We start from the raw sequence: 17,470 nt of genomic DNA, 5'->3' as shown, positions 1-17,470 counted from the left end.
TCACTGCGCCGGGCCGTAAGGCTCTCGCGCGCACCTGGCGTGGCCGGTACGAGAGAGAAGAGATGGACAAACAAATGACAGAAAAAGCCCGGCTGGCAATAGCCGAAGCGCAGGGACTGGCGCTGGACAACCACAACGAAACCCTTGAGCCTGAGCACCTCCTGGCGGCCTTACTCGGGCAGGAAGGCGGTCTGCTCAGCACCCTGCTACGCGGCGTAGGCCGAGAGCCGGCCGCTTTATCAACCAGCGTAACGCGCTCGCTCGAGGCCCTGCCCGGCAACGCCTCCCCCGAACAGGAGCTACGTGCCGGAACCCGTTTTGCCCGCGTAATGCGAACGGCCGAACGCGCCACGAAACGACGCAATGACTCCCACTCCGCCGTAGAACACTCGGCCGTCGAACACCTCGGCGTCGAACACCTCGTAGAAGGCCTGCTCGCCGACAAGGGCGAGGCCGGCCGGGCGCTGGGGGAGACCGGCCTTACAGTCGAAGTTCTCGAGCAGGCGCTGGCCGGGCTGCGAGCGACTGGCAGAAACAGCCACCTGGATACCGAACAGCCCGACGGCAAATCTCCGCTCGAGCAGTACGGGCGCGACCTGACGAGTGACGCCGAGGCCGGTAAGCTCGATCCCGTCATCGGCCGCGACGAAGAAATACGCCGAACGATAGAAGTCCTATCGCGACGCACCAAGAACAACCCCGTGCTCATAGGCGAGCCCGGCGTGGGCAAGACCGCGATCGTGGAGGGCCTGGCCCGCCGCATCGTTGCCGGCGACGTGCCCGAGAGCCTGAAGGACCGCCGCGTGGTGTCGCTCGACATGGGCGCGCTGGTGGCGGGCGCAAAGTACCGCGGCGAGTTCGAAGAACGGCTCAAGGTCGTGCTCACGGCCGTGCAGGAGTCAGACGGCCAGGTCGTGCTGTTCATAGACGAGCTGCACACCGTGGTCGGCGCGGGCGCGGCCGAGGGCTCGATGGACGCGGGCAACCTCCTCAAGCCCGCCCTGGCCCGCGGCGAGCTGCACTGCATAGGCGCGACCACGCTCACCGAGTACCGCAAGTACGTCGAAAAAGACGCGGCCCTGGAACGCCGTTTTCAGCCCGTCAAGGTCGATCAACCCAGCGTGACCGACACCGTGTCGATACTGCGCGGGCTCAAGGAGCGCTACGAGATTCACCACGGCGTGCGTATACGCGACGCGGCACTGGTGAAGTCTGCCGTGCTGTCGGACCGATACATCGCCGACCGCTTCCTGCCCGACAAGGCCATAGACCTGGTCGACGAGGCGGCCGCGCGCCTGCGCACGCAGATGGACTCCATGCCCGCCGATCTCGACGAGCAGTCCCGCCGCATAATGCAGCTCGAGATAGAGCGCGAAGGGCTCAAGGCCGAAAAAGACAAGGCCTCGCGCGAGCGGCTAAAGAAGCTCAAGCAGGAACTCGCCGGCCTGCGCGCCAACTACGAAGAAAAGAAAGCGCTGTGGGACGTCGAGCGCGCCGAGGTGCAGAAACTGCGCGGGCTCAAGCAACAGATCGACTCTCTACGCGTCGAAGTCGAGCAGGCCGAGCGGGCCTACGACCTCAACCGCGCTGCCGAACTCAAGTACGGCCGCCTGGCCGAGCTCGAACGTGAACTCGAACAGGCCGACGCCCAGGCCGACGACGGTCACGCCATGCTGCGCGAAGAAGTCACCGAGGACGACATCGCCGCGGTGGTGGCGAGGTGGACCGGCATACCAGTCACGAGCCTGCTCGAGGGCGAGGCCGACAAGCTGGTGCACCTGGCCGAGCGCCTGCACGAGCGTGTGATAGGCCAGGACGAGGCCGTGCAGGCAGTGGCCGACGCGGTCGTGCGCGCGCGCTCGGGCCTGTCCGAAGCTGGCCGCCCCGACGGCTCGTTCCTCTTCCTCGGACCAACGGGCGTGGGCAAAACAGAGCTGGCGCGGGCCCTGGCGGCAGAGCTGTTCAATGACGAGCACGCGATGATTCGGCTCGACATGTCCGAGTACATGGAAAAACACAGCGTGTCGCGGCTGGTCGGGGCGCCCCCCGGCTACGTGGGTCACGAAGAGGGCGGCCAACTCACCGAGGCCGTGCGCCGCAGGCCCTACGCCGTCATCCTGCTCGACGAAATCGAGAAGGCCCATCGCGACGTCTTCAACACCTTGCTGCAGGTGCTCGACGACGGGCGCCTGACCGACAGCCAGGGTCGCACGGTAGACTTTTCAAATACGGTCATACTGATGACCTCGAACCTGGGCAGCAGCGAGATCGTTTCGCTCGAAGAGCAGGGGAGGTCGTGGGAGCAGATGAAACAGGCCGTGCTCGAGCTACTCAAGCAGGAGTTCAGGCCCGAGTTTCTCAACCGCCTCGACGAGGTCGTGATCTTCCACGCGCTCGAGCGCGAACAGATCAGGGAGATAGTCGAGCTGCAGACCCGGGAGCTGGCGGAACGCCTGGCCGCACGCGAGATCGAACTGGTGCTGACCGAAGCGGCGCTCGACCACCTGGCACGGTCGGGCTACGAGCCGGCCTACGGCGCGCGTCCGCTCAAGCGTGCCATCAGGCGAGAAGTCGAAACACCGCTGGCTCGGCGCCTGGTTGTGGGCGAGTTCCCGGCGGGCAGCCGCGTACTGGTGGACGCCTCGAGCGACAGCCTTACGTTCACCGGCGCAGCAGTGGCAGAAGCCGCCTGAAACGGCCGGTAGACAACTACGGCTCCGAGAAAGGCGGCCCTACTCGGGTGGCGGGCCGGGCGAGATAACGCCGGCCGTCATGCCGCCATCCACAGGCAGGGCGACGCCGGTCACGAACGACGCGTCGTCGCTGCATAGAAATCTCACAACGGAAGCCACTTCTTCGGGCTCGCCCACGCGACCCAGCGGGTGGCTACGCCTGCCTATTTCCTCGAGCAGCTCACCGTCTCCACCGAGCACGGCCATCGCCGTGTCTGCCATCGGGGTTCGTATGACGCCCGGGCAGACTGCGTTGACCCTGATGCCTTCGGCTGCGTACTCCACCGCCGCCTCACGCGTCATGAGTACCACCGCTCCCTTGCTCGCGTTGTAGCTGATCATGCCGGGCACGCCCACGAGTCCGGCCACCGAGGCAGTGTTGACGATAGCTCCACGCACCGGGCCGGGGTTCTTGAGCATGGCGCTCACGGCCGAACGCAATCCATAAAACACGCCGTTGACGTTTACGTCCATGAGGCGGCGATGCTCAGCGGGGTCGGTGTCGATCAACGGACCGTTGATCTCGACGCCGGCATTATTGAAGTAGAGATCGAGGCGGCCCCGCGCGCTTACCACTGAGTCTACCAGCGCCTGCACCTGCTCGGGGTCGGTGACATCACAACGCATGAAAGTCGCGCCCAGTTCGGCGGCCACTTCCGAACCGTCCTGCACGTCGGCCAGCACCACCGTCGCACCCGCCTCGGTAAACGCCCGCGCCGTTGCCAGCCCTATGCCCGATGCGCCACCGGTTATGATCGCCGTCTTTTCATCAAGTCTGTTCATAGCCGCGTAACCTGACGGCCTGCCTTGACTGCGTCAAGAAACGGCAGATAGCGACGAGCTTGCTCAGCATCGACAGTCTGCTGCTTTGACAATGCCCCGAGCGCTGGGCAGTCAGTCGTCATGACCCAACGTGACCATGCTGCAACCGCTAAGCTGCGCCCGGCCCGGCGTCTCAAAAAAGCCGGCGTCGCCGCGGCCGCGCGCGTGGTGCCGTGGCTACTCAGGGGCTGGCTGGCCTTTGTGCGCCTGACCAGCGGCGTGAGCATAGACAAGGCCGGCCGCCGGGCACTGGCCGATGCCGCCGCTGGCAAGGATTGCATCGTGGTGAGCCTGCACCAGGGCTTACTCTACCTGGCATTCTTCTTCGCCGGCTCGCGCATGCACACGCTGGTGAGCATAGGCGACATCGGCGATGTCATAGCCGGGCTCTGTCGTCTTTATGGCTACCGCGCGCTGAGAGGTGGCTCGAGCAGTCGCGCCAGTCGCCGACGTCCGGCTGTTGATTACCTGCTCGAAGCCGTCGCAGAAACCCGCGACACCGGCGCCTGCACCTACATCACCCCCGATGGCTCGCAGGGGCCGGCCGGGGCCTGCAAGGTGGGTTTTGCAGTGGTGGCTGCGCGCACCGGTCTACCGGTCTACGCAGTGTGTGGCAGCAGCCGGCGCTGCTGGTACGCGCCGGGCTGGGACCGCTTTGCCCTGCCGCTGCCCTTCAGCAGGGTGAGCCTGGAGACTCTCGGACCATTCACCGCGGGCAACAAAGACAATGCCGCCGAACTGCTCAGGGTCGAAGTTGAGCAAGCGCTTCACACTTTGCACGCACGAGCGTTTGAGAGAATGGAGCAACCACAGACGCCGAGCCTGCAAACGCTGCAGGTCGAAGAAGCGGCGGGCGAAAAAAGCGACGGCTGAAAACCTGCAGCGCAGCTATTGAGCAGGCCGCCCGGGCTTCAGCCCTGCCGGTGATACACCAACGACGCCCCGATGTAGTAAAGCGGGTAGAACAACGACGCCGCCCCGAGCAGGGGTTGCACTTCGGGCAAGCGCAGCACCAACACCAGCGCCATCGCCGCCCACACTGCGCCCAGGCCGAGCGTGCGCCGGCGCAGTATTTCGCTGCGGCTGGGGTACAGCCATCTCAGCGGCACAAACACCAGCACCAGCGCGGTGACCAACACCAGCAGGTTCATCATCGGGCCGGTGCCAAGCACCACGAAGTAGAACGCGATGATGTTCCAGTAGGAAGGAAAGCCCAGGAAGTAGTGTTCGACAACGCCCTTGGCGTCGGCCCGCGAAAACCCGTAGGCGCTCGCCGCCAGCACGGCCAGCGGCACCAACCTGAACTCGTCGGGCAGCATGCCCGGTTGCATGAACACGGCCACGGGTACGATGACGTAGTTGAGATAGTCGACCAGGTTGTCGAGCATGGCGCCGTCGAACCAGGGCAGCACGTGCTTCACGTTGGCGGCACGGGCCAGGGTGCCATCGGTTGAATCTACGGCCAGGGCGGCGGCAAGCATGATAAAACAAGTGCGGTGGTCACCGACAAAAGCCGCCTGCAAAGCGAGAAAACCCAGCACGACGCCCGAGGCCGTGTATAAATGAACCGCCCAGGCCACCGCCCGGGCCACGGGCCCCCCACTCGAAACACCAGCCTGCATCGGCTCCGTATAGCCCCATACCGCGCTTTGGCAAACCATCCCGGCCGGGTTGTGCACTGCGTCAGCGCTGGTCTATACCTTTGTGACGAGCAGGATCGGGGAAGAAAACATGACCAAAGAGCTCAAGAACGACCCCTGGGCGTGGACGCTCGCGCTATTTGCCCTCGGCAACCTGGCCAATGCCTCCTGGATGCTGGCCGACCCGATTGGCTGGTATCACGGCATTCCGGCCGCCGTGCCCGACTTCGGTCCCGCCAACGAGCACTTCATTCGTGACGTGGGCGCCACCTTCGGCATGATGGGCCTCGGGCTTGCCTGGGCCGCAGTTCGACCGCCCGTCAGGCTGCCGGTGATGGTGCTGGTAAGTCTTTTCTACCTTTTGCACGCTGCCGTGCACGTGCTCGACACCGCCCGCGGGCTGGTGCCCGCCAATCACTGGCTGCTCGATTTTCCGGCCGTGTACCTGCCCGCGATCCTGCTCGTGGCCGTAACCGTGACCATGCAACGATCGGCAGACAGGGAGTGAACGACGCGCGCCTGCTCGCCGCGATACTGCTGGGTCTGCTACTGGCCGCGCTGCCGTTTGCCCGCTACCTGGGGCACAGCCCGCATTCGCCAGACGGCCATTTCCCGTCCCAGGCCTCGCCTGCCGATCACCAACAGAACCACGAGCACTGACCAGGTCCACCCGGTCAGGCGGCAGAGTCGTCGAGTTCTTCAACTATCAAGTCGGCGATGGCTCGAGGAAACTCCATGGGCACGAAGTGCGTGCTGCCGGGCACGACAAGCAGGCGGCCTTGCGACAGGCGATCCATCGCACGCGCGGCGCGCTCATCAGAAAACGAGTCGGTGGTCTCTCCCTTTACCACGAGTACCGGCAGGTCGAGGGCCTCGAGATAGGCAAAGCCATTGGACTCTGCTGCACCCTGGTATACCCGCGCCTCGAGGCGAGCAGGGCACAGCAGCTCTATCTCGCCGTCGGGCCGATCAAAGCTGCCGTGCTCAACGTATGCGCGCAGGGCCGCTTCGGTCCAGGTGTCGTAGGGGGGCTTGGAGGCAAAGACTTCGTACAGGTATTCGCGCGACGGCCACACCATGCGGCGGGTACGCGTACGCGCCGACATGGGGTTGTCCACTTCGGCGAACGAAGCGTCGGCCACGGGATCAAAAAGAATCGGATCGATCAGCAGCAGCCGCTCGAATCGTTTCCCGTCAGCCGCCGCCACACCAGCCAGCGTAGTGGCACCGCCCGAGTGGCCCACGCCCAGGGCAACTTCGAGTTCGAGCCGGGCCATGACGCCTTCGAGATCGTCCACGAAGTTACTCCACTGGTAACCGTCGTCGGGCTTGGAGCTGAGACCATGCCCACGGTGATCGATCGACAAGACGCGACCGTCGAAACCGATGCCACGCAGCTCGTCGATGACCGGCTTCCATACCGCGCCGAGAAAACCCGTGGGATGCGAGAACAGCAGCGTGCGACCCTGCCCACCCCAATCGGTCACGTTTATGCGCTGGCCGTTGCTATCTACCCTGAAGTGTTTCATTGACTGTCAGTCCTGGTCCCCGCGGTAGTGTCAGTGCCTGGTAGCCAGGTGAGGCCTCGCTATGCGAGCGACCGTGACAAACCCGGGCCGCGGAGATATGCATCCTGTACCCAGAGGAAAACGGTTTCCAGTGACGGATGAAAACAAGTCTACGGTAGTAACAGTATTCGGCAGCTCGATGGCGCCCGCGGGCGACGAGCTGTACCGATCGGCCGAGCGGCTGGGGCGGATGCTGGCCGAGCGTGGAGCGCGAGTTGCCTCCGGTGGCTACGGCGGTGTGATGGAAGCGGTTTCGCGCGGCGCCCGGGCTGCAGGCGGCCACGCACTGGGCTTTACCGTGCCCGATTTTCCTGGCCGCGAGCCCAACGAGTTTCTCAGCGAAGAACGCCCCTGCGGCGATCTCTACGAGCGCCTGCAGGGTCTTATTCACGGCAGCGACGCGTGGGTAGCTCTGGGCGGAGGCATAGGCACGCTGGTCGAAATTTTCCTGGCGTGGAACGAAATCTACATGAGCCTACTCCCGGCGCGGCCCCTGCTGCTGGTGGGCAGCGAATGGCCAGCTGCGCTCGAAAGCCTGAGCGGGCTCACCGAACTCGGCGAACGCCACATGAAACTGATTGATCTCTGCGACGACATCGACAGCGCGGTAGAATTGCTGGCGAGCCGTGGCGTGTTCGCGAATACTGCCCGCAGTGGAGCAACACCATGAGCACGGTTGAAGCGGAATCGCCCGCGGAATTGTTTTCTCTCGCGGGTCGCGTCGCGCTGGTGACCGGCGCGTCGTCGGGCCTTGGCACCGAGTTTGCCGACGCGCTGGCCTCGGCCGGGGCCTCGCTGCTGCTCGTGGCCAGGCGCAAGCAGCAGCTCGACGAACAGGCCGAACTGCTACGCCAACGCTGGGGGGCCACCGTGACCACGCACGCGCTCGACATAAGCGAGCGTGAAGCGGTGGCGGCAGCGTGGCCCAAACTGTCGGCCGAGGCCGGCGGTGTAGACATACTGGTCAACAACGCGGGCATATCGGTGACCGGGCGGGCCGAAACTCAGTGGCCCAAGGCCTGGGACGATTCGCTCGCCGTCAACCTCAGCGCCGCTTTCCAACTCTCATTGCTGGCCGCCGAAGGCATGCGCGCAAGCGGGCGAGGCGGGCGCATAATCAACGTAAGTTCGATCTTCGGCAGTCTCGGCAGCTCGCTGTTCCGGCTGGCTGCGTACAGCGCTTCCAAGGGCGGGCTCACTAACCTCACCCGGCAGCTGGCCGTTGAGTGGGCGGGCGATGGTATAACGGTGAACGCCATCGCGCCGGCCTGGTTTCCCAGCGAAATGACCGGCGGCAGCACCGCCAAGGAAAGCGTGGTCGACCGAATGAGCCGCGGTTGCCCCATGAACCGAATGGGGCGGGCGGGCGAACTGAGGACGGCCTGCCTGTTCCTGGCGTCACCCGCTTCGTCTTACGTGACCGGCTCGGTGATACCCGTGGACGGCGGCTACGCCGCCTGGTGAAGCCGCGAGTTTTCCGGCCTGCAGTCCCGGGTCAACTGCCGGGGCTCAGCCCGCGGAAGCAACGACGGTGGGAGACACAGGCTTGAAGTAAGGCCAGCTGACCTTACCCATTTTGTTTACGGCTGCTTGCCGCGTGGGCGACGTGGGCCGCGGTTGCACGCCGCAGAGCAGCACCGCCATGCGACCGGGCTCGTTCATGTAACCGGCCTCCAGCCCCCGCTTTTCGCCCTCGCCCCAGTAAATGTCAGCGCGGCCGGCTCCCTTGATGGCGCCGCCGGTATCGTGGTTGAAAGCAAAGCGGGCAAAGTGCCGCCAGCTGGCCACCTGTCCCTTGTCGTTGAGCTGGGGACGGCGGCTGACGATGTAAGTGAGCGCCCCGGGCGGAACGAAGCTCGGGTCTGTGGCTATCGAGCGCCCGCCGATCAGGGGAACTCCCAGCGAACCTATGGGCCCCTGGTTGTCGGCGAGATCAACCTCGCGAAAAAATATGTAACGCGGGTTGCGAAACAGCACGCCGTCGCGCTGCTCGGGATTGAGGGTGAGCCAGGAACGTATGGAACTCGACGAACCCTGCCCCGGCCCCAGCACGCGGTTGTCGAGCATCCACCTGCCCACGCTGAAGTAAGACAAGCCGTTGCTCGCCGAGAAGTTCACGCGCATCACACGGCCGTCTTCCATGCGCAAGCGGCCTGAACCCTGCACATGCAAAAAGTACAGCGCGACCGGGTCGTCCACCCACGCCAGTTCGAGATCACGACCCTCGAGAAGCCGGCTGCCGTCGATCTCTTCACGCGTGAGGTAGGGCACGAGGTCACCGTCCTTTACCTTGCCGTGGATGAGCCTCTGGTCTCCCTTGAAGAAGCGCCCCAGCTCCACACGCGTGAGCTCGTCGGGGCGCGCGTAGACCGGGTGACGAAATTTTTCGTCGGGGCTGCTGCGCGCCTCGAGCACCGGCTCGTAGTAGGCCGTGAACCGCGCTCCCTCGTTGGGCGCGTAGGCGCGGCACTCCTCTGCCAGGCGCTGGTGAAGCAAGGCGGTGGGCGTGTGCCGAACCAGCTCAACAAAATGCTCCACGCTGTGGCGGAGCTGCTTGGCGCTGTAAGTATCGTGATCGAGCGAGTAACGCTTGCGCCGACCCCGGCTGTCGTAGTAGTCGAGGCTGGCCGAGGCCGCGGCCAGGAGGCTTTCCACGTCGAGATCGTCGCCTATGACACCGACACGTTGGGTGCGCTCGTAGGAAGTTGCGGGGGATGAATTAAAATCCAGGGGGAGCACGCCGCAGGAGGGAAGAAAGACCAACAAGAGCAGCAATCCACCGCTCCTTAACCCTAGGGGCCACCTCATCCTCCGCCTCAATCTCCTGCCTCACCACCGTAGCCTGTCCGCCATGGGACCGACCTCAGCGCCACCTTTCTATTGTGATTCGAGCCCCACAGATGTCAACAGCTGCGAGCGATCAAATGCACACTAATCGCTTAATGAGCGGGCCGAGACTTCAGCCCTGCAGGCCGGACTGCTCGGCCGCGCGCCGCGCCTTCGCGGCGTCGCCGCCCAACAGCTGCGCCAGGGCGCCGAGCAAGCGCAGTACGTTGGCCGCCCTGCTCGACTCGCCCATCAGGCCTATACGCCACACGCGCCCAGCCAACGGGCCAAGACCGGGGCCTATTTCGATACCGTTATCCTCGAGCAATGAGCGCCGCAGGCCCGCCTCGTCTACGCCATCGGGCACGAGCACGCTGTTGAGCATCCACAACCGGTGCCCCTCGCTCGCGGCGGGCTCCAGGCCGAGCGTAGCCAGGCCAGCCCACAACGCTTCGTGGTTGGAGCGGTGCCTGTCCCAGCGCGCGTGAAGCCCTTCCTCGTGCACCAGCAGCAGTGCCTCGTCCAGCGCGTAAAGCATCGAGATGGGCGCGGTGTGGTGATACACGCGTGCGCTTCCGAAGTAACCGGCGATCAAGCCCAGGTCGAGATACCAGCTCGAAACGGCGCTCTTCCTGTCGGCCACGCGTTGCATGGCGCGCTCGCTCATCGTCAACGGCGACAGCCCAGGCGGGCAACTGAGGCACTTCTGTGTACCGCTGTAACAGGCGTCGATTTCCCAGGCGTCGACCTCCAGCGGGCAGCCGGCCAGCGAGGTAACGGCATCCACCATCAACAGGGCACCCGAGTCGTGGGCCAGCTGGCCCAGCCCCTGCACCGGCTGCCAGGCGCCGGTGGAAGTCTCAGCGTGCACCACGGCGAGCAAACGTGGGCTGTCGCATGCAGCGAGCGCCTCGGCCAGCGCCTCGACGGGTATCACCTCGCCCCACTCGGCCTCGACCCTGCGCACGCGCGCACCCAGCCGCTCGGCAACGTCGGCCATGCGCGTGCCGAACACCCCGTTCACGCCCACCACAACTTCGTCGCCAACTTCAAGCAGGTTGGCAAAACAAGCCTGCATGCCGGCCGACCCGGTACCCGACACCGGCAGGGTCATTGCATTTTCGGTTCCGAACGCCCGACGAAGATTGCCCTGCACCCTGTCCATGAGATCCAGGAAAGCGGGGTCAAGATGGCCGATAATCGGCCGCGACATGGCAGCGTAAACCCGCTCGTGCACCATGGCCGGACCGGGGCCAAGCAACAGCCTATCGGGCGGAACAAAAGAAGCCTGCTGAGTTTTATCGCTCACGATCAGCTGCATAAGGCGCCCCCCTCCCGAAGACAACCCGGGGGCCCTCTGGCGCGGGTGGGCCGCAGCCGTTAGATTCAATGCGTGAGCGCTACCTTGAGCAACCCGCCGCTGGACGCCGGGCTGGTGACCAGACTGAGGCGGATGCTGGGAGAGGAGGGACTGCTCACCGGCGAAGCCGCGTTGAGGGTTTACGAGTGCGACGGCTACACGCTCGAAAAAGCCCGGCCGGCCCTGGTGCTGCTGCCCGCCACGACCCAGGAGGTGTCGCGCTCGGTAGAGCTGCTCCACAAGGCCGGTATCGCCTTTGTACCGCGCGGCGCAGGCACGGGCGTGAGCGGTGGCTGCCTGCCAGCCGACATCCCGGTGATGATAGGCACCAGTCGCATGCGACGAATCCGCAACGTGGATCTCGACAACCGCCGCGTCGAAGTCGAAGCGGGCGTGGTCAACCTCGACGTCACCCGCCTGGTCCAAGGCGATGGCTTGCACTACGCGCCCGATCCCTCGAGCCAGGCCGCCTGCACCATAGGAGGCAACGTCGCCGAGAACAGCGGCGGCCCGCACACTCTCAAGTACGGCGTGACCGTGAACCACTTGCTCGGCCTTGAGCTGGTGCTGCCCGACGGCGAAGTGCTGCAACTGTCGCGCGAGGCCGGCAGCGGTGGATTTGACCTGGCCGGCGTTGTAACCGGCAGCGAGGGCACGCTGGGCATCATAACCTCGGCCACGCTGGCGCTGGTCAGAACCCCGCAAGCGGTGGCGACCATGCTGGCCGTGTTCCCCGGTGTGCTCGAAGCCAGCCGGGCGGTGTCGGCCATCATCGCGGCCGGGCTGGTGCCCGCCGCGCTCGAAATGATGGACGCGCTGGTGATCAAGGCGGTCGAGGCCGCCTACGGTTTTGGATTTCCGGCCGACGCCGGGGCAGTGCTCATCATCGAGCTGGACGGATTGGCGGCAGCCCTCGACGAGCAGTGCGTGCAGGTAACCGAGGCCTGCAACGAGCAGGGCGCGAGCGAAATCCGCCGCGCCGACGACCCCCGGGAACGCGAGTTGCTGTGGAAATCGCGCAAGCGCGCGTTTGGCGCCATGGGCCGACTGGCGCCGTCATACTGCACCCAGGACGGCGTTGTCCCACGCAGCGCCCTACCCGAAATAGTCGAGCGCGTCGGCGAAATCGGCCGCCGCTACAAGCTGCGCATAGCCAATCTCATGCACGCCGGTGACGGCAACATTCATCCACTGTTGCTCTACGATGAGAACGATCCCGAGCAGGTCACCCGCGTGCTCGACGCCGGCCGCGACATACTCCTGGCCTGCCTCGAACTGGGCGGCTCGGTAACCGGTGAGCACGGAATAGGCATAGAAAAAACCGATCTCATGCCGGCCAGCTTTGGGCCCGCTACCCTTGCCGCAATGGCCGACCTGCGCGAGGTATTCAACCCGCGCTCGCTGTGCAATCCCCACAAGATTCTGCCCAGTGACCGCCACTGCGTAGAGGTCACACGCCCGCGCCCAAGGGGAGGCGGCTGACAGTGCAGGCAAGCCAGAACGGAACCAGGGCCAGGAGCGCGGCACTCGCCGCCGGCACCAAGGGGGTGCCCTCCCGTGACGCCCGCCCCGACGAGACCTTGTCAGGCCTGACTGCGCCCACTGTCCTCTCGCCGCGCGACCAGCAGGAACTGCTCAGCTGCGTAAACACGGCACGAAGCGAGGGGCTGGCGCTGGTGGTCACCGGTGGAGGCACGGCCATGGGCGCGGCCAACCCCCCGCGCGCACTCGACCTGCTGCTGTCCACCCGCGGCCTCGGTGGACCGGTCGACGCTCGCCCCAACGACATGGTCGTCACCATCAGCGCCGGAGCGACGCTCACCGAACTCAACCGCACGCTTGCGGCCTCGGGTCAGCGCCTGCCGCTCGACCCGCCGCTCGCCGGGCAAGCCACGCTGGGTGGCCTCGTGGCCGCCGACACCACCTGCAGCTCTTCTGCTGGATTTGGTTGTTTTCGCGACATGGTGCTGGGCCTGAACGCCATCGACGGCTCGGGGCGAGAGCTCACGGTAGGCGGACAGGTGGTAAAGAACGTGGCCGGCTATGACCTCGTGCGCCTTCTCGCAGGCTCCAACGGCAGCCTGGCAATTATCACCCAGCTCACGCTGCGCACCTTCCCGCGGCCAGTGGCGGCACTCACCCTCCAGTATCGCCTCGCCGACACCGCGGCGGCCGTGGCTACCCGCGCGAGCCTGCTCAACAGCGAACTCTCGCCGGTGATGATGGACCTGCTGCAAAGCGGCGGTAGAGACAGCGCCGGCAGCTCGCCCGATAACGACCACGAGCGGCCCCTGCTGCTGCTTCGCATCGAGGGTGGAAACTCCGAGCTCGACTACCAGCAGGCACGGCTGCGCGAGCTGCTCGGCTGCGCGCCGTTGGCGAGATCCGACAACCCGCCCGACCACCACGACGCGCTCCACCAGGACTGGCTGCTGCGCCTGCGCGCGGTTTCGATGCCCGGCCAGGCGCTGGCCTTCGCCGACAGGATAACGACCCTCGTCAAGGCCGGCGGGAGCTACCAGTTGCTGACCCACCTCTGCTCGGGCGAAACCGTGATAGGCCTTGAGCCCCTACCACCGGTGAAAGCCAGGCAGACTGCCGCCGGTGGGCGATCGCCCCGGGAGATGGCCGCGCTGCTGGTCGAACTCAGGCAGGCCGCCTTCGACTACAAGGCGCGCGTGGTGGTCGAGCAGGCGCCCGCCGAGCTGTATGAACTCGTCGACTGCTGGCACGGGCGCCCGGCAGGACTGGGACTGATGCGAGAACTGAAAAAGCGCTTTGACCCCGTTGGCATACTGTCCCCGGGCCGACTGGCCGGTGGCCTGTAGTGGATACCGGTCTGCCCTGCGTACACTGCGGTCTCTGCCTGCACAGCTGCCCCACCTACCGCGAGCTGGGTAGCGAAGCCGATTCGCCGCGCGGGCGCATCTATCTCATGGAAGCCATCGAAGCCGGCGAGCAGGAGCTTGACGCGCCCGCGCGCGCACACCTCGAGGGCTGCCTCGCTTGCAAGGCCTGCGAGACCGCCTGCCCGAGTGGCGTCGGTTTTTCCGAACGCATGGATAAGTTTCGCCCCCGCCTGGCGGCCGCCCACCGACTGGCCCCGGGCAGGAGAGCGGCGCTGCTGGTAACGCGCTTTCCCCTGCTGCTGAAAATCGCTGCCCGCACCGCGCGACTGCTCGACCTGCTCGGGCTCGAACGACTGCGGCGACTGCTACCCGGCCTGGCGTTGATGCCCGGACGCAAGCGCAAGCTCAGGGCCGGCGGCCTCACGATCGGCAGCCCCGGCAAACGCTCAAGCGGCCTGCGCGTGGCCCTGCTGCAGGGCTGCGTGGGCAACGCGGTGGCGCCCGGCATAACCCGTGACGCAAGGGAAGTGCTCGAGCGAAACGGCATCACCGTGGTCGACGTGGCCGGCCAGGGTTGTTGTGGAGCGCTGTACGCACACGCGGGCGACCGCGAACGCGCCGCCGAACTCGCCCGCCACAACGTGCGCCTGCTCGATGCCGCAGGCCTGGACCACGTGGTGACCACGGTGGCCGGTTGCGGAGCCTTCATGCGCGAGTACGACAGCCTGCTCGCCCACGACAACCTGCTCTCTGGCGCCGCGCAACGCCTGGCGGGAGCTACCCGCGACGTCTCCGAGCTGCTCGTAGAAGCAGGCTTCGACCCTCCCATGCAACCGCTGACCGACATCGGGCCGGTGGCCTACCATGATGCCTGTCACCTGCTGCACGGCTGTTCAGTGGCCGAACAACCACGCATAATCACGCGCGCAGCCGTGGGCCGGGAGCCCTTGGAGCTGGCCGAAAGTGAGCTCTGTTGCGGCAGCGCGGGCAGCTACAACCTCGAGCAGCCGTCCATGGCGGCACGGCTGGGACGGCGAAAAGCGGCGGCGCTGGGTGCAAGCGACGCCTCGGTGCTCGCCGTGGGCAACGTGGGCTGTATTCTGCAGATAGAGATGCACGCGCGCCGTGCCGGGATAAGCGCCGAGTTGCTACACCCGGTGGAGCTGCTCGCGCGCGCCTACCGCAAAGGTCCGGCGCCGGCTGCTGCCTCCTCGAGGCTCAGTAAGTTACGGCGTCGCTGACGTCTATGGTAGGCGAAGGCAGGGTGTCTATGCGCGACTCCAGCTCGCCCAGGCGATCGACCAGCAGGTGAATAGCGGTCTGGCCTTCGCGGTCGTCAACCTCGGAGATTATCGACTCGAGCTCGCCCACCCTCTGCCTGAGCAGCAACAGCTCGCGCGCCGCCTGGCCACGGCCAACCTCGTCGACCTTGCACTCAACGTCTTCAATCCTTTCGTCGAGCTCCCGCAGCAACCCGACCGAAGCGATGCCCAGTCTGGAGAAGAGCCTTTCGCCCCATGCCGAACTGCGCGGCAGGACCATGTCCCCGCCCACCTCGGCCAGGTAGCCAGCCATGCGCATGGCTCCCGTTCGGACCTCGTGAGTCACCGACGACAAACCCCGACGACCGTTTTCAATCGCGCTCGTCAGGTCCCTGGCCAGCCCCGAGGCCAGCCTGCTGCCACGACTCAGATTTGCCAGGGTGCCCCCCAGCGCTTCCGGTACCACCATTGTCCAATCAGCCATAGCTCCTCACTCCCCTTATTTCCGCCACAATCTCCCCCACACAACTGCGGTCTATTGTACCGGCAGGCTACCCCGGCGGGCAACAGTCCCCAAAAACCGCGCCGTTACTGGCCAAAAAGCGCCAGGGGCGGGCTCAGCGGCGGCGGCGGGCGGACGACAGCGAGTCAATCCGCGGCGGCGGCCAGGCGATACTCTACCGGCAGCAGAAACTCGAAATCGCCGGCGGGCAGGTTTTCGGGTACAGGCGGAAGCGGTGAAGCCCTGTCCAGCATGTCGGCGGCCGCCCGGTCGAGCAGGGCGCTTCCCGTGGACTGCTCGATGGACTGCTCGAGTATTCGGCCGTCGCGGGCGATGCGAACCCTGAGCAATCCACTGCCCGTCACGCCGCGCCGTCGCGCGATCTCGGGATAGCTTTTGTGCCGAGCGATCCAGCCCGCCAGGGTTTGCTGGTACAGGGCCCGATCCCGGGAAGCCCGCGCCGCAGCCACGGCCTCGCTCGCGGCAGGCGAGGGCCGGGGAGGGCTGGGTTGCAAAACTGCGGCCCCTGTCGGCGGCTCCTTTACAGACGCTTTTTTTGCCAAAGGCTTTTTTACTGCAGCTGCCTTATCCACTGACGGCGGTGGCTCGGGCCTTTGATTTTCAAGCTCGGGCGAAACGTGGCGCTGGCCGAGGTTGGCAAAGCTGAACTCAAGCGCAGCGGGAGGCAGGACAACGGCAGCTCGCATATCAGGTAGGCCCAGCACGAGCAGCGCGTGCAGCAGCAGCGACGCCAGCAAGGATAGCCCGGCAAGTAGCCTGCTGTCAGCCGCCGTCATCATCGGCCCTGTCGACGTCAGGGCCTCCAGCGGGAACCGGAAAACCCGTGGCCAACGAAAGAACCCGGCCACCGGCCTGCCGCACGGAATCCATCACCCTCACCAGTTCGGCCACTGCCACCGTGCGATCGGCGCGTAGGAGTACAGCCTGGTCGGCGCTGAGCAATAGCTCGAGCTCCGCCTTGAGGTCTGCGCCGGCCACCTGGCGGCCGTTTAACCGGGTGCTGCCGTCGGCGGCCAGGCTTACCGTTATGGCACTGTCACCGACCGGCCGGGCAGACTGTGCCCGGGGGAGGTCGAGTTGCATGGCCCCGCTCTTCTCGTAGCTGCTGGTAAGCAGGAAAAATATCAACAGGAGAAAAACTACGTCTACGAGCGGAGCTACGCTCAGCCGCGGGCGCAGGCGTGAGCGACGGTCAAACTCCATAGTCCTCGTCAGCCAGATTCACCCGGCCGCCCTCGGTCGCCGTCCCCGACGACCGCAAGCCACGGCGCTCGAGAGCCCGTGCGCAGGCGTCCTTGAGTGTGCCCGCAAAACTATCGAGTCGGCCCTCCAGCCAGTAGAAGGCAGCCATGGCGGGTATCGCCACCAGCAGTCCGAAGGCCGTGGTGAGCAAGGCTACCCATATGCCGCCCGAGAGCATGGCCGGGTCGACCCGCGAGCCGGCTGCCTCAACGGCCATGAAAGCGCGTATCATTCCCAGCACGGTTCCCAGCAGACCCAGCAAGGGACTCAGGTGGGCGATGCCCGACAACGCCCGCAGCCAGGACTCGAGCTCGCGAATAAGGGCGCTGCCCCTGCGCGCCATCTCGGACTCGACAAACTGCAGGGGCTGTCCACAGACCGCTCCGAGCACGCGCGCGGCCGGGTTCTTTGCGGCCGCAAACAGCGCGCCGGCCGCTGCCGGGTTCTGCCCGAGGGCCTCGAGGCCCGGCTCAACAAAGTCCCAGTCGCGCAGGCCCAGGCGCGTAAATTGCCAGCCTTTAAAAATAACGATAGCCCCGGCGGCCACCGAGAGGGCGAGCAGTACGTACATAACAGCGCCGCCCCTGGCCAACAGTATCGCTGCATCCATGCCGCCATCCATTGGCCGCCCGGGGCACTAAAGCAA

The 17,470-nt window shown here is 65.8% G+C and carries 17 protein-coding genes; 8 read left to right on the top strand and 9 right to left on the bottom strand.

What is annotated here, in order from left to right:
* The first annotated feature begins 62 nt into the window (after positions 1-62).
* Positions 63-2,693, top strand: a complete 2,631-nt coding sequence (gene clpB, locus EYQ35_09300) for an ATP-dependent chaperone ClpB (GenBank protein HIF64333.1) — start codon at positions 63-65, stop codon at positions 2,691-2,693.
* Positions 2,694-2,732: 39 nt separating this feature from the next.
* Here clpB and EYQ35_09295 read toward each other — a convergent pair whose 3' ends face one another.
* Positions 2,733-3,515, bottom strand: a complete 783-nt coding sequence (locus EYQ35_09295; GenBank protein HIF64332.1) for an SDR family oxidoreductase — start codon at positions 3,513-3,515, stop codon at positions 2,733-2,735.
* Between the two features lie 120 nt (positions 3,516-3,635).
* Here EYQ35_09295 and EYQ35_09290 point away from each other — a divergent pair, with 120 nt between their 5' ends.
* Positions 3,636-4,427, top strand: a complete 792-nt coding sequence (locus EYQ35_09290) for a DUF374 domain-containing protein (GenBank protein ID HIF64331.1) — start codon at positions 3,636-3,638, stop codon at positions 4,425-4,427.
* Between the two features lie 38 nt (positions 4,428-4,465).
* Here the strand turns inward: EYQ35_09290 and EYQ35_09285 are convergent, their stop codons facing one another.
* On the bottom strand, positions 4,466-5,176 hold the full coding sequence (locus tag EYQ35_09285) for a CDP-diacylglycerol O-phosphatidyltransferase (GenBank protein HIF64330.1): 711 nt from the start codon (positions 5,174-5,176) through the stop codon (positions 4,466-4,468).
* Positions 5,177-5,285: 109 nt separating this feature from the next.
* Here EYQ35_09285 and EYQ35_09280 point away from each other — a divergent pair, with 109 nt between their 5' ends.
* Positions 5,286-5,702: a hypothetical protein gene (locus tag EYQ35_09280; GenBank protein HIF64329.1), complete on the top strand. Its 417-nt coding sequence runs from the start codon at positions 5,286-5,288 to the stop codon at positions 5,700-5,702.
* Positions 5,703-5,868: 166 nt separating this feature from the next.
* Here the strand turns inward: EYQ35_09280 and EYQ35_09275 are convergent, their stop codons facing one another.
* A complete protein-coding gene (locus EYQ35_09275; GenBank protein ID HIF64328.1) occupies positions 5,869-6,723 on the bottom strand; it encodes an alpha/beta hydrolase in 855 nt (284 codons plus the stop codon).
* 61 nt (positions 6,724-6,784) lie between these two features.
* Here EYQ35_09275 and EYQ35_09270 point away from each other — a divergent pair, with 61 nt between their 5' ends.
* Together EYQ35_09270 and EYQ35_09265 are read left to right on the top strand one after the other, a co-directional pair.
* Positions 6,785-7,432 carry an LOG family protein gene (locus EYQ35_09270; GenBank protein HIF64327.1) on the top strand — a complete coding sequence of 216 codons (648 nt, stop codon included), beginning with the start codon at positions 6,785-6,787 and terminating at the stop codon, positions 7,430-7,432.
* The gene (locus EYQ35_09265) at positions 7,429-8,226 is read left to right on the top strand and encodes an SDR family oxidoreductase (GenBank protein ID HIF64326.1); all 798 of its coding nucleotides are present in this window, start codon (positions 7,429-7,431) and stop codon (positions 8,224-8,226) included. Before EYQ35_09270 ends, EYQ35_09265 begins: the two co-directional genes overlap by 4 nt.
* A gap of 45 nt (positions 8,227-8,271) precedes the next feature.
* Here the strand turns inward: EYQ35_09265 and EYQ35_09260 are convergent, their stop codons facing one another.
* Together EYQ35_09260 and EYQ35_09255 are read right to left on the bottom strand one after the other, a co-directional pair.
* Positions 8,272-9,570: a transglycosylase gene (locus EYQ35_09260; GenBank protein HIF64325.1), complete on the bottom strand. Its 1,299-nt coding sequence runs from the start codon at positions 9,568-9,570 to the stop codon at positions 8,272-8,274.
* A 151-nt stretch (positions 9,571-9,721) separates the two neighbouring features.
* Positions 9,722-10,828 carry an alanine--glyoxylate aminotransferase family protein gene (locus tag EYQ35_09255; protein ID HIF64324.1) on the bottom strand — a complete coding sequence of 369 codons (1,107 nt, stop codon included), beginning with the start codon at positions 10,826-10,828 and terminating at the stop codon, positions 9,722-9,724.
* A gap of 213 nt (positions 10,829-11,041) precedes the next feature.
* Here EYQ35_09255 and EYQ35_09250 point away from each other — a divergent pair, with 213 nt between their 5' ends.
* From EYQ35_09250 to EYQ35_09240, 3 genes are read left to right on the top strand one after another with little or no spacing between them, the layout of a single operon-like run.
* Positions 11,042-12,430: an FAD-binding protein gene (locus EYQ35_09250; GenBank protein ID HIF64323.1), complete on the top strand. Its 1,389-nt coding sequence runs from the start codon at positions 11,042-11,044 to the stop codon at positions 12,428-12,430.
* Positions 12,431-12,432: 2 nt separating this feature from the next.
* Complete coding sequence (locus EYQ35_09245) at positions 12,433-13,776, top strand: FAD-binding oxidoreductase (GenBank protein HIF64322.1); 1,344 nt, start codon at positions 12,433-12,435, stop codon at positions 13,774-13,776.
* The gene (locus tag EYQ35_09240; protein ID HIF64321.1) at positions 13,776-15,038 is read left to right on the top strand and encodes a (Fe-S)-binding protein; all 1,263 of its coding nucleotides are present in this window, start codon (positions 13,776-13,778) and stop codon (positions 15,036-15,038) included. The genes EYQ35_09245 and EYQ35_09240 overlap by 1 nt, the downstream gene beginning before the upstream one ends.
* On the opposite strand, the gene EYQ35_09235 is transcribed toward EYQ35_09240, so the two are convergent.
* From EYQ35_09235 to EYQ35_09220, 4 genes are all read right to left on the bottom strand, one after another.
* Entirely contained in the window at positions 15,016-15,543 is a 528-nt protein-coding gene (locus EYQ35_09235) for a hypothetical protein (GenBank protein ID HIF64320.1), read from the bottom strand. The two genes, EYQ35_09240 and EYQ35_09235, sit on opposite strands and share 23 nt — an antisense overlap.
* 164 nt (positions 15,544-15,707) lie before the next feature.
* The gene (locus EYQ35_09230; GenBank protein ID HIF64319.1) at positions 15,708-16,361 is read right to left on the bottom strand and encodes an energy transducer TonB; all 654 of its coding nucleotides are present in this window, start codon (positions 16,359-16,361) and stop codon (positions 15,708-15,710) included.
* Complete coding sequence (locus EYQ35_09225) at positions 16,345-16,785, bottom strand: biopolymer transporter ExbD (protein HIF64318.1); 441 nt, start codon at positions 16,783-16,785, stop codon at positions 16,345-16,347. The genes EYQ35_09230 and EYQ35_09225 overlap by 17 nt, the downstream gene beginning before the upstream one ends.
* The gene (locus tag EYQ35_09220) at positions 16,775-17,446 is read right to left on the bottom strand and encodes a MotA/TolQ/ExbB proton channel family protein (protein ID HIF64317.1); all 672 of its coding nucleotides are present in this window, start codon (positions 17,444-17,446) and stop codon (positions 16,775-16,777) included. The genes EYQ35_09225 and EYQ35_09220 overlap by 11 nt, the downstream gene beginning before the upstream one ends.
* Positions 17,447-17,470 lie beyond the last annotated feature (24 nt).

It is taken from the genome of Candidatus Binatota bacterium (assembly GCA_012960245.1).
Taxonomy (GTDB): domain Bacteria; phylum Desulfobacterota; class Binatia; order UBA1149; family UBA1149; genus UBA1149.
Note: the sequence above shows the minus strand (reverse complement) of the source record. Positions and strands in the feature narration are given on the sequence as shown.

Bases quoted from the DNA above. Each gene is read 5' to 3' on its own strand.
- EYQ35_09235 (HIF64320.1), bottom strand. From the start codon at position 15,543: ATGGCTGATTGGACAATGGTGGTACCGGAAGCGCTGGGGGGCACCCTG.
- EYQ35_09275 (HIF64328.1), bottom strand. From the start codon at position 6,723: ATGAAACACTTCAGGGTAGATAGCAACGGCCAGCGCATAAACGTGACC.
- EYQ35_09265 (HIF64326.1), top strand. From the start codon at position 7,429: ATGAGCACGGTTGAAGCGGAATCGCCCGCGGAATTGTTTTCTCTCGCG.
- EYQ35_09225 (HIF64318.1), bottom strand. From the start codon at position 16,785: ATGGAGTTTGACCGTCGCTCACGCCTGCGCCCGCGGCTGAGCGTAGCT.
- EYQ35_09285 (HIF64330.1), bottom strand. From the start codon at position 5,176: ATGCAGGCTGGTGTTTCGAGTGGGGGGCCCGTGGCCCGGGCGGTGGCC.
- EYQ35_09290 (HIF64331.1), top strand. From the start codon at position 3,636: ATGACCCAACGTGACCATGCTGCAACCGCTAAGCTGCGCCCGGCCCGG.
- EYQ35_09270 (HIF64327.1), top strand. From the start codon at position 6,785: ATGCGAGCGACCGTGACAAACCCGGGCCGCGGAGATATGCATCCTGTA.
- EYQ35_09280 (HIF64329.1), top strand. From the start codon at position 5,286: ATGACCAAAGAGCTCAAGAACGACCCCTGGGCGTGGACGCTCGCGCTA.
- EYQ35_09255 (HIF64324.1), bottom strand. From the start codon at position 10,828: ATGGTGCACGAGCGGGTTTACGCTGCCATGTCGCGGCCGATTATCGGC.
- EYQ35_09295 (HIF64332.1), bottom strand. From the start codon at position 3,515: ATGAACAGACTTGATGAAAAGACGGCGATCATAACCGGTGGCGCATCG.
- EYQ35_09250 (HIF64323.1), top strand. From the start codon at position 11,042: ATGCTGGGAGAGGAGGGACTGCTCACCGGCGAAGCCGCGTTGAGGGTT.
- EYQ35_09220 (HIF64317.1), bottom strand. From the start codon at position 17,446: ATGGATGGCGGCATGGATGCAGCGATACTGTTGGCCAGGGGCGGCGCT.
- clpB (HIF64333.1), top strand. From the start codon at position 63: ATGGACAAACAAATGACAGAAAAAGCCCGGCTGGCAATAGCCGAAGCG.
- EYQ35_09230 (HIF64319.1), bottom strand. From the start codon at position 16,361: ATGATGACGGCGGCTGACAGCAGGCTACTTGCCGGGCTATCCTTGCTG.
- EYQ35_09260 (HIF64325.1), bottom strand. From the start codon at position 9,570: ATGAGGTGGCCCCTAGGGTTAAGGAGCGGTGGATTGCTGCTCTTGTTG.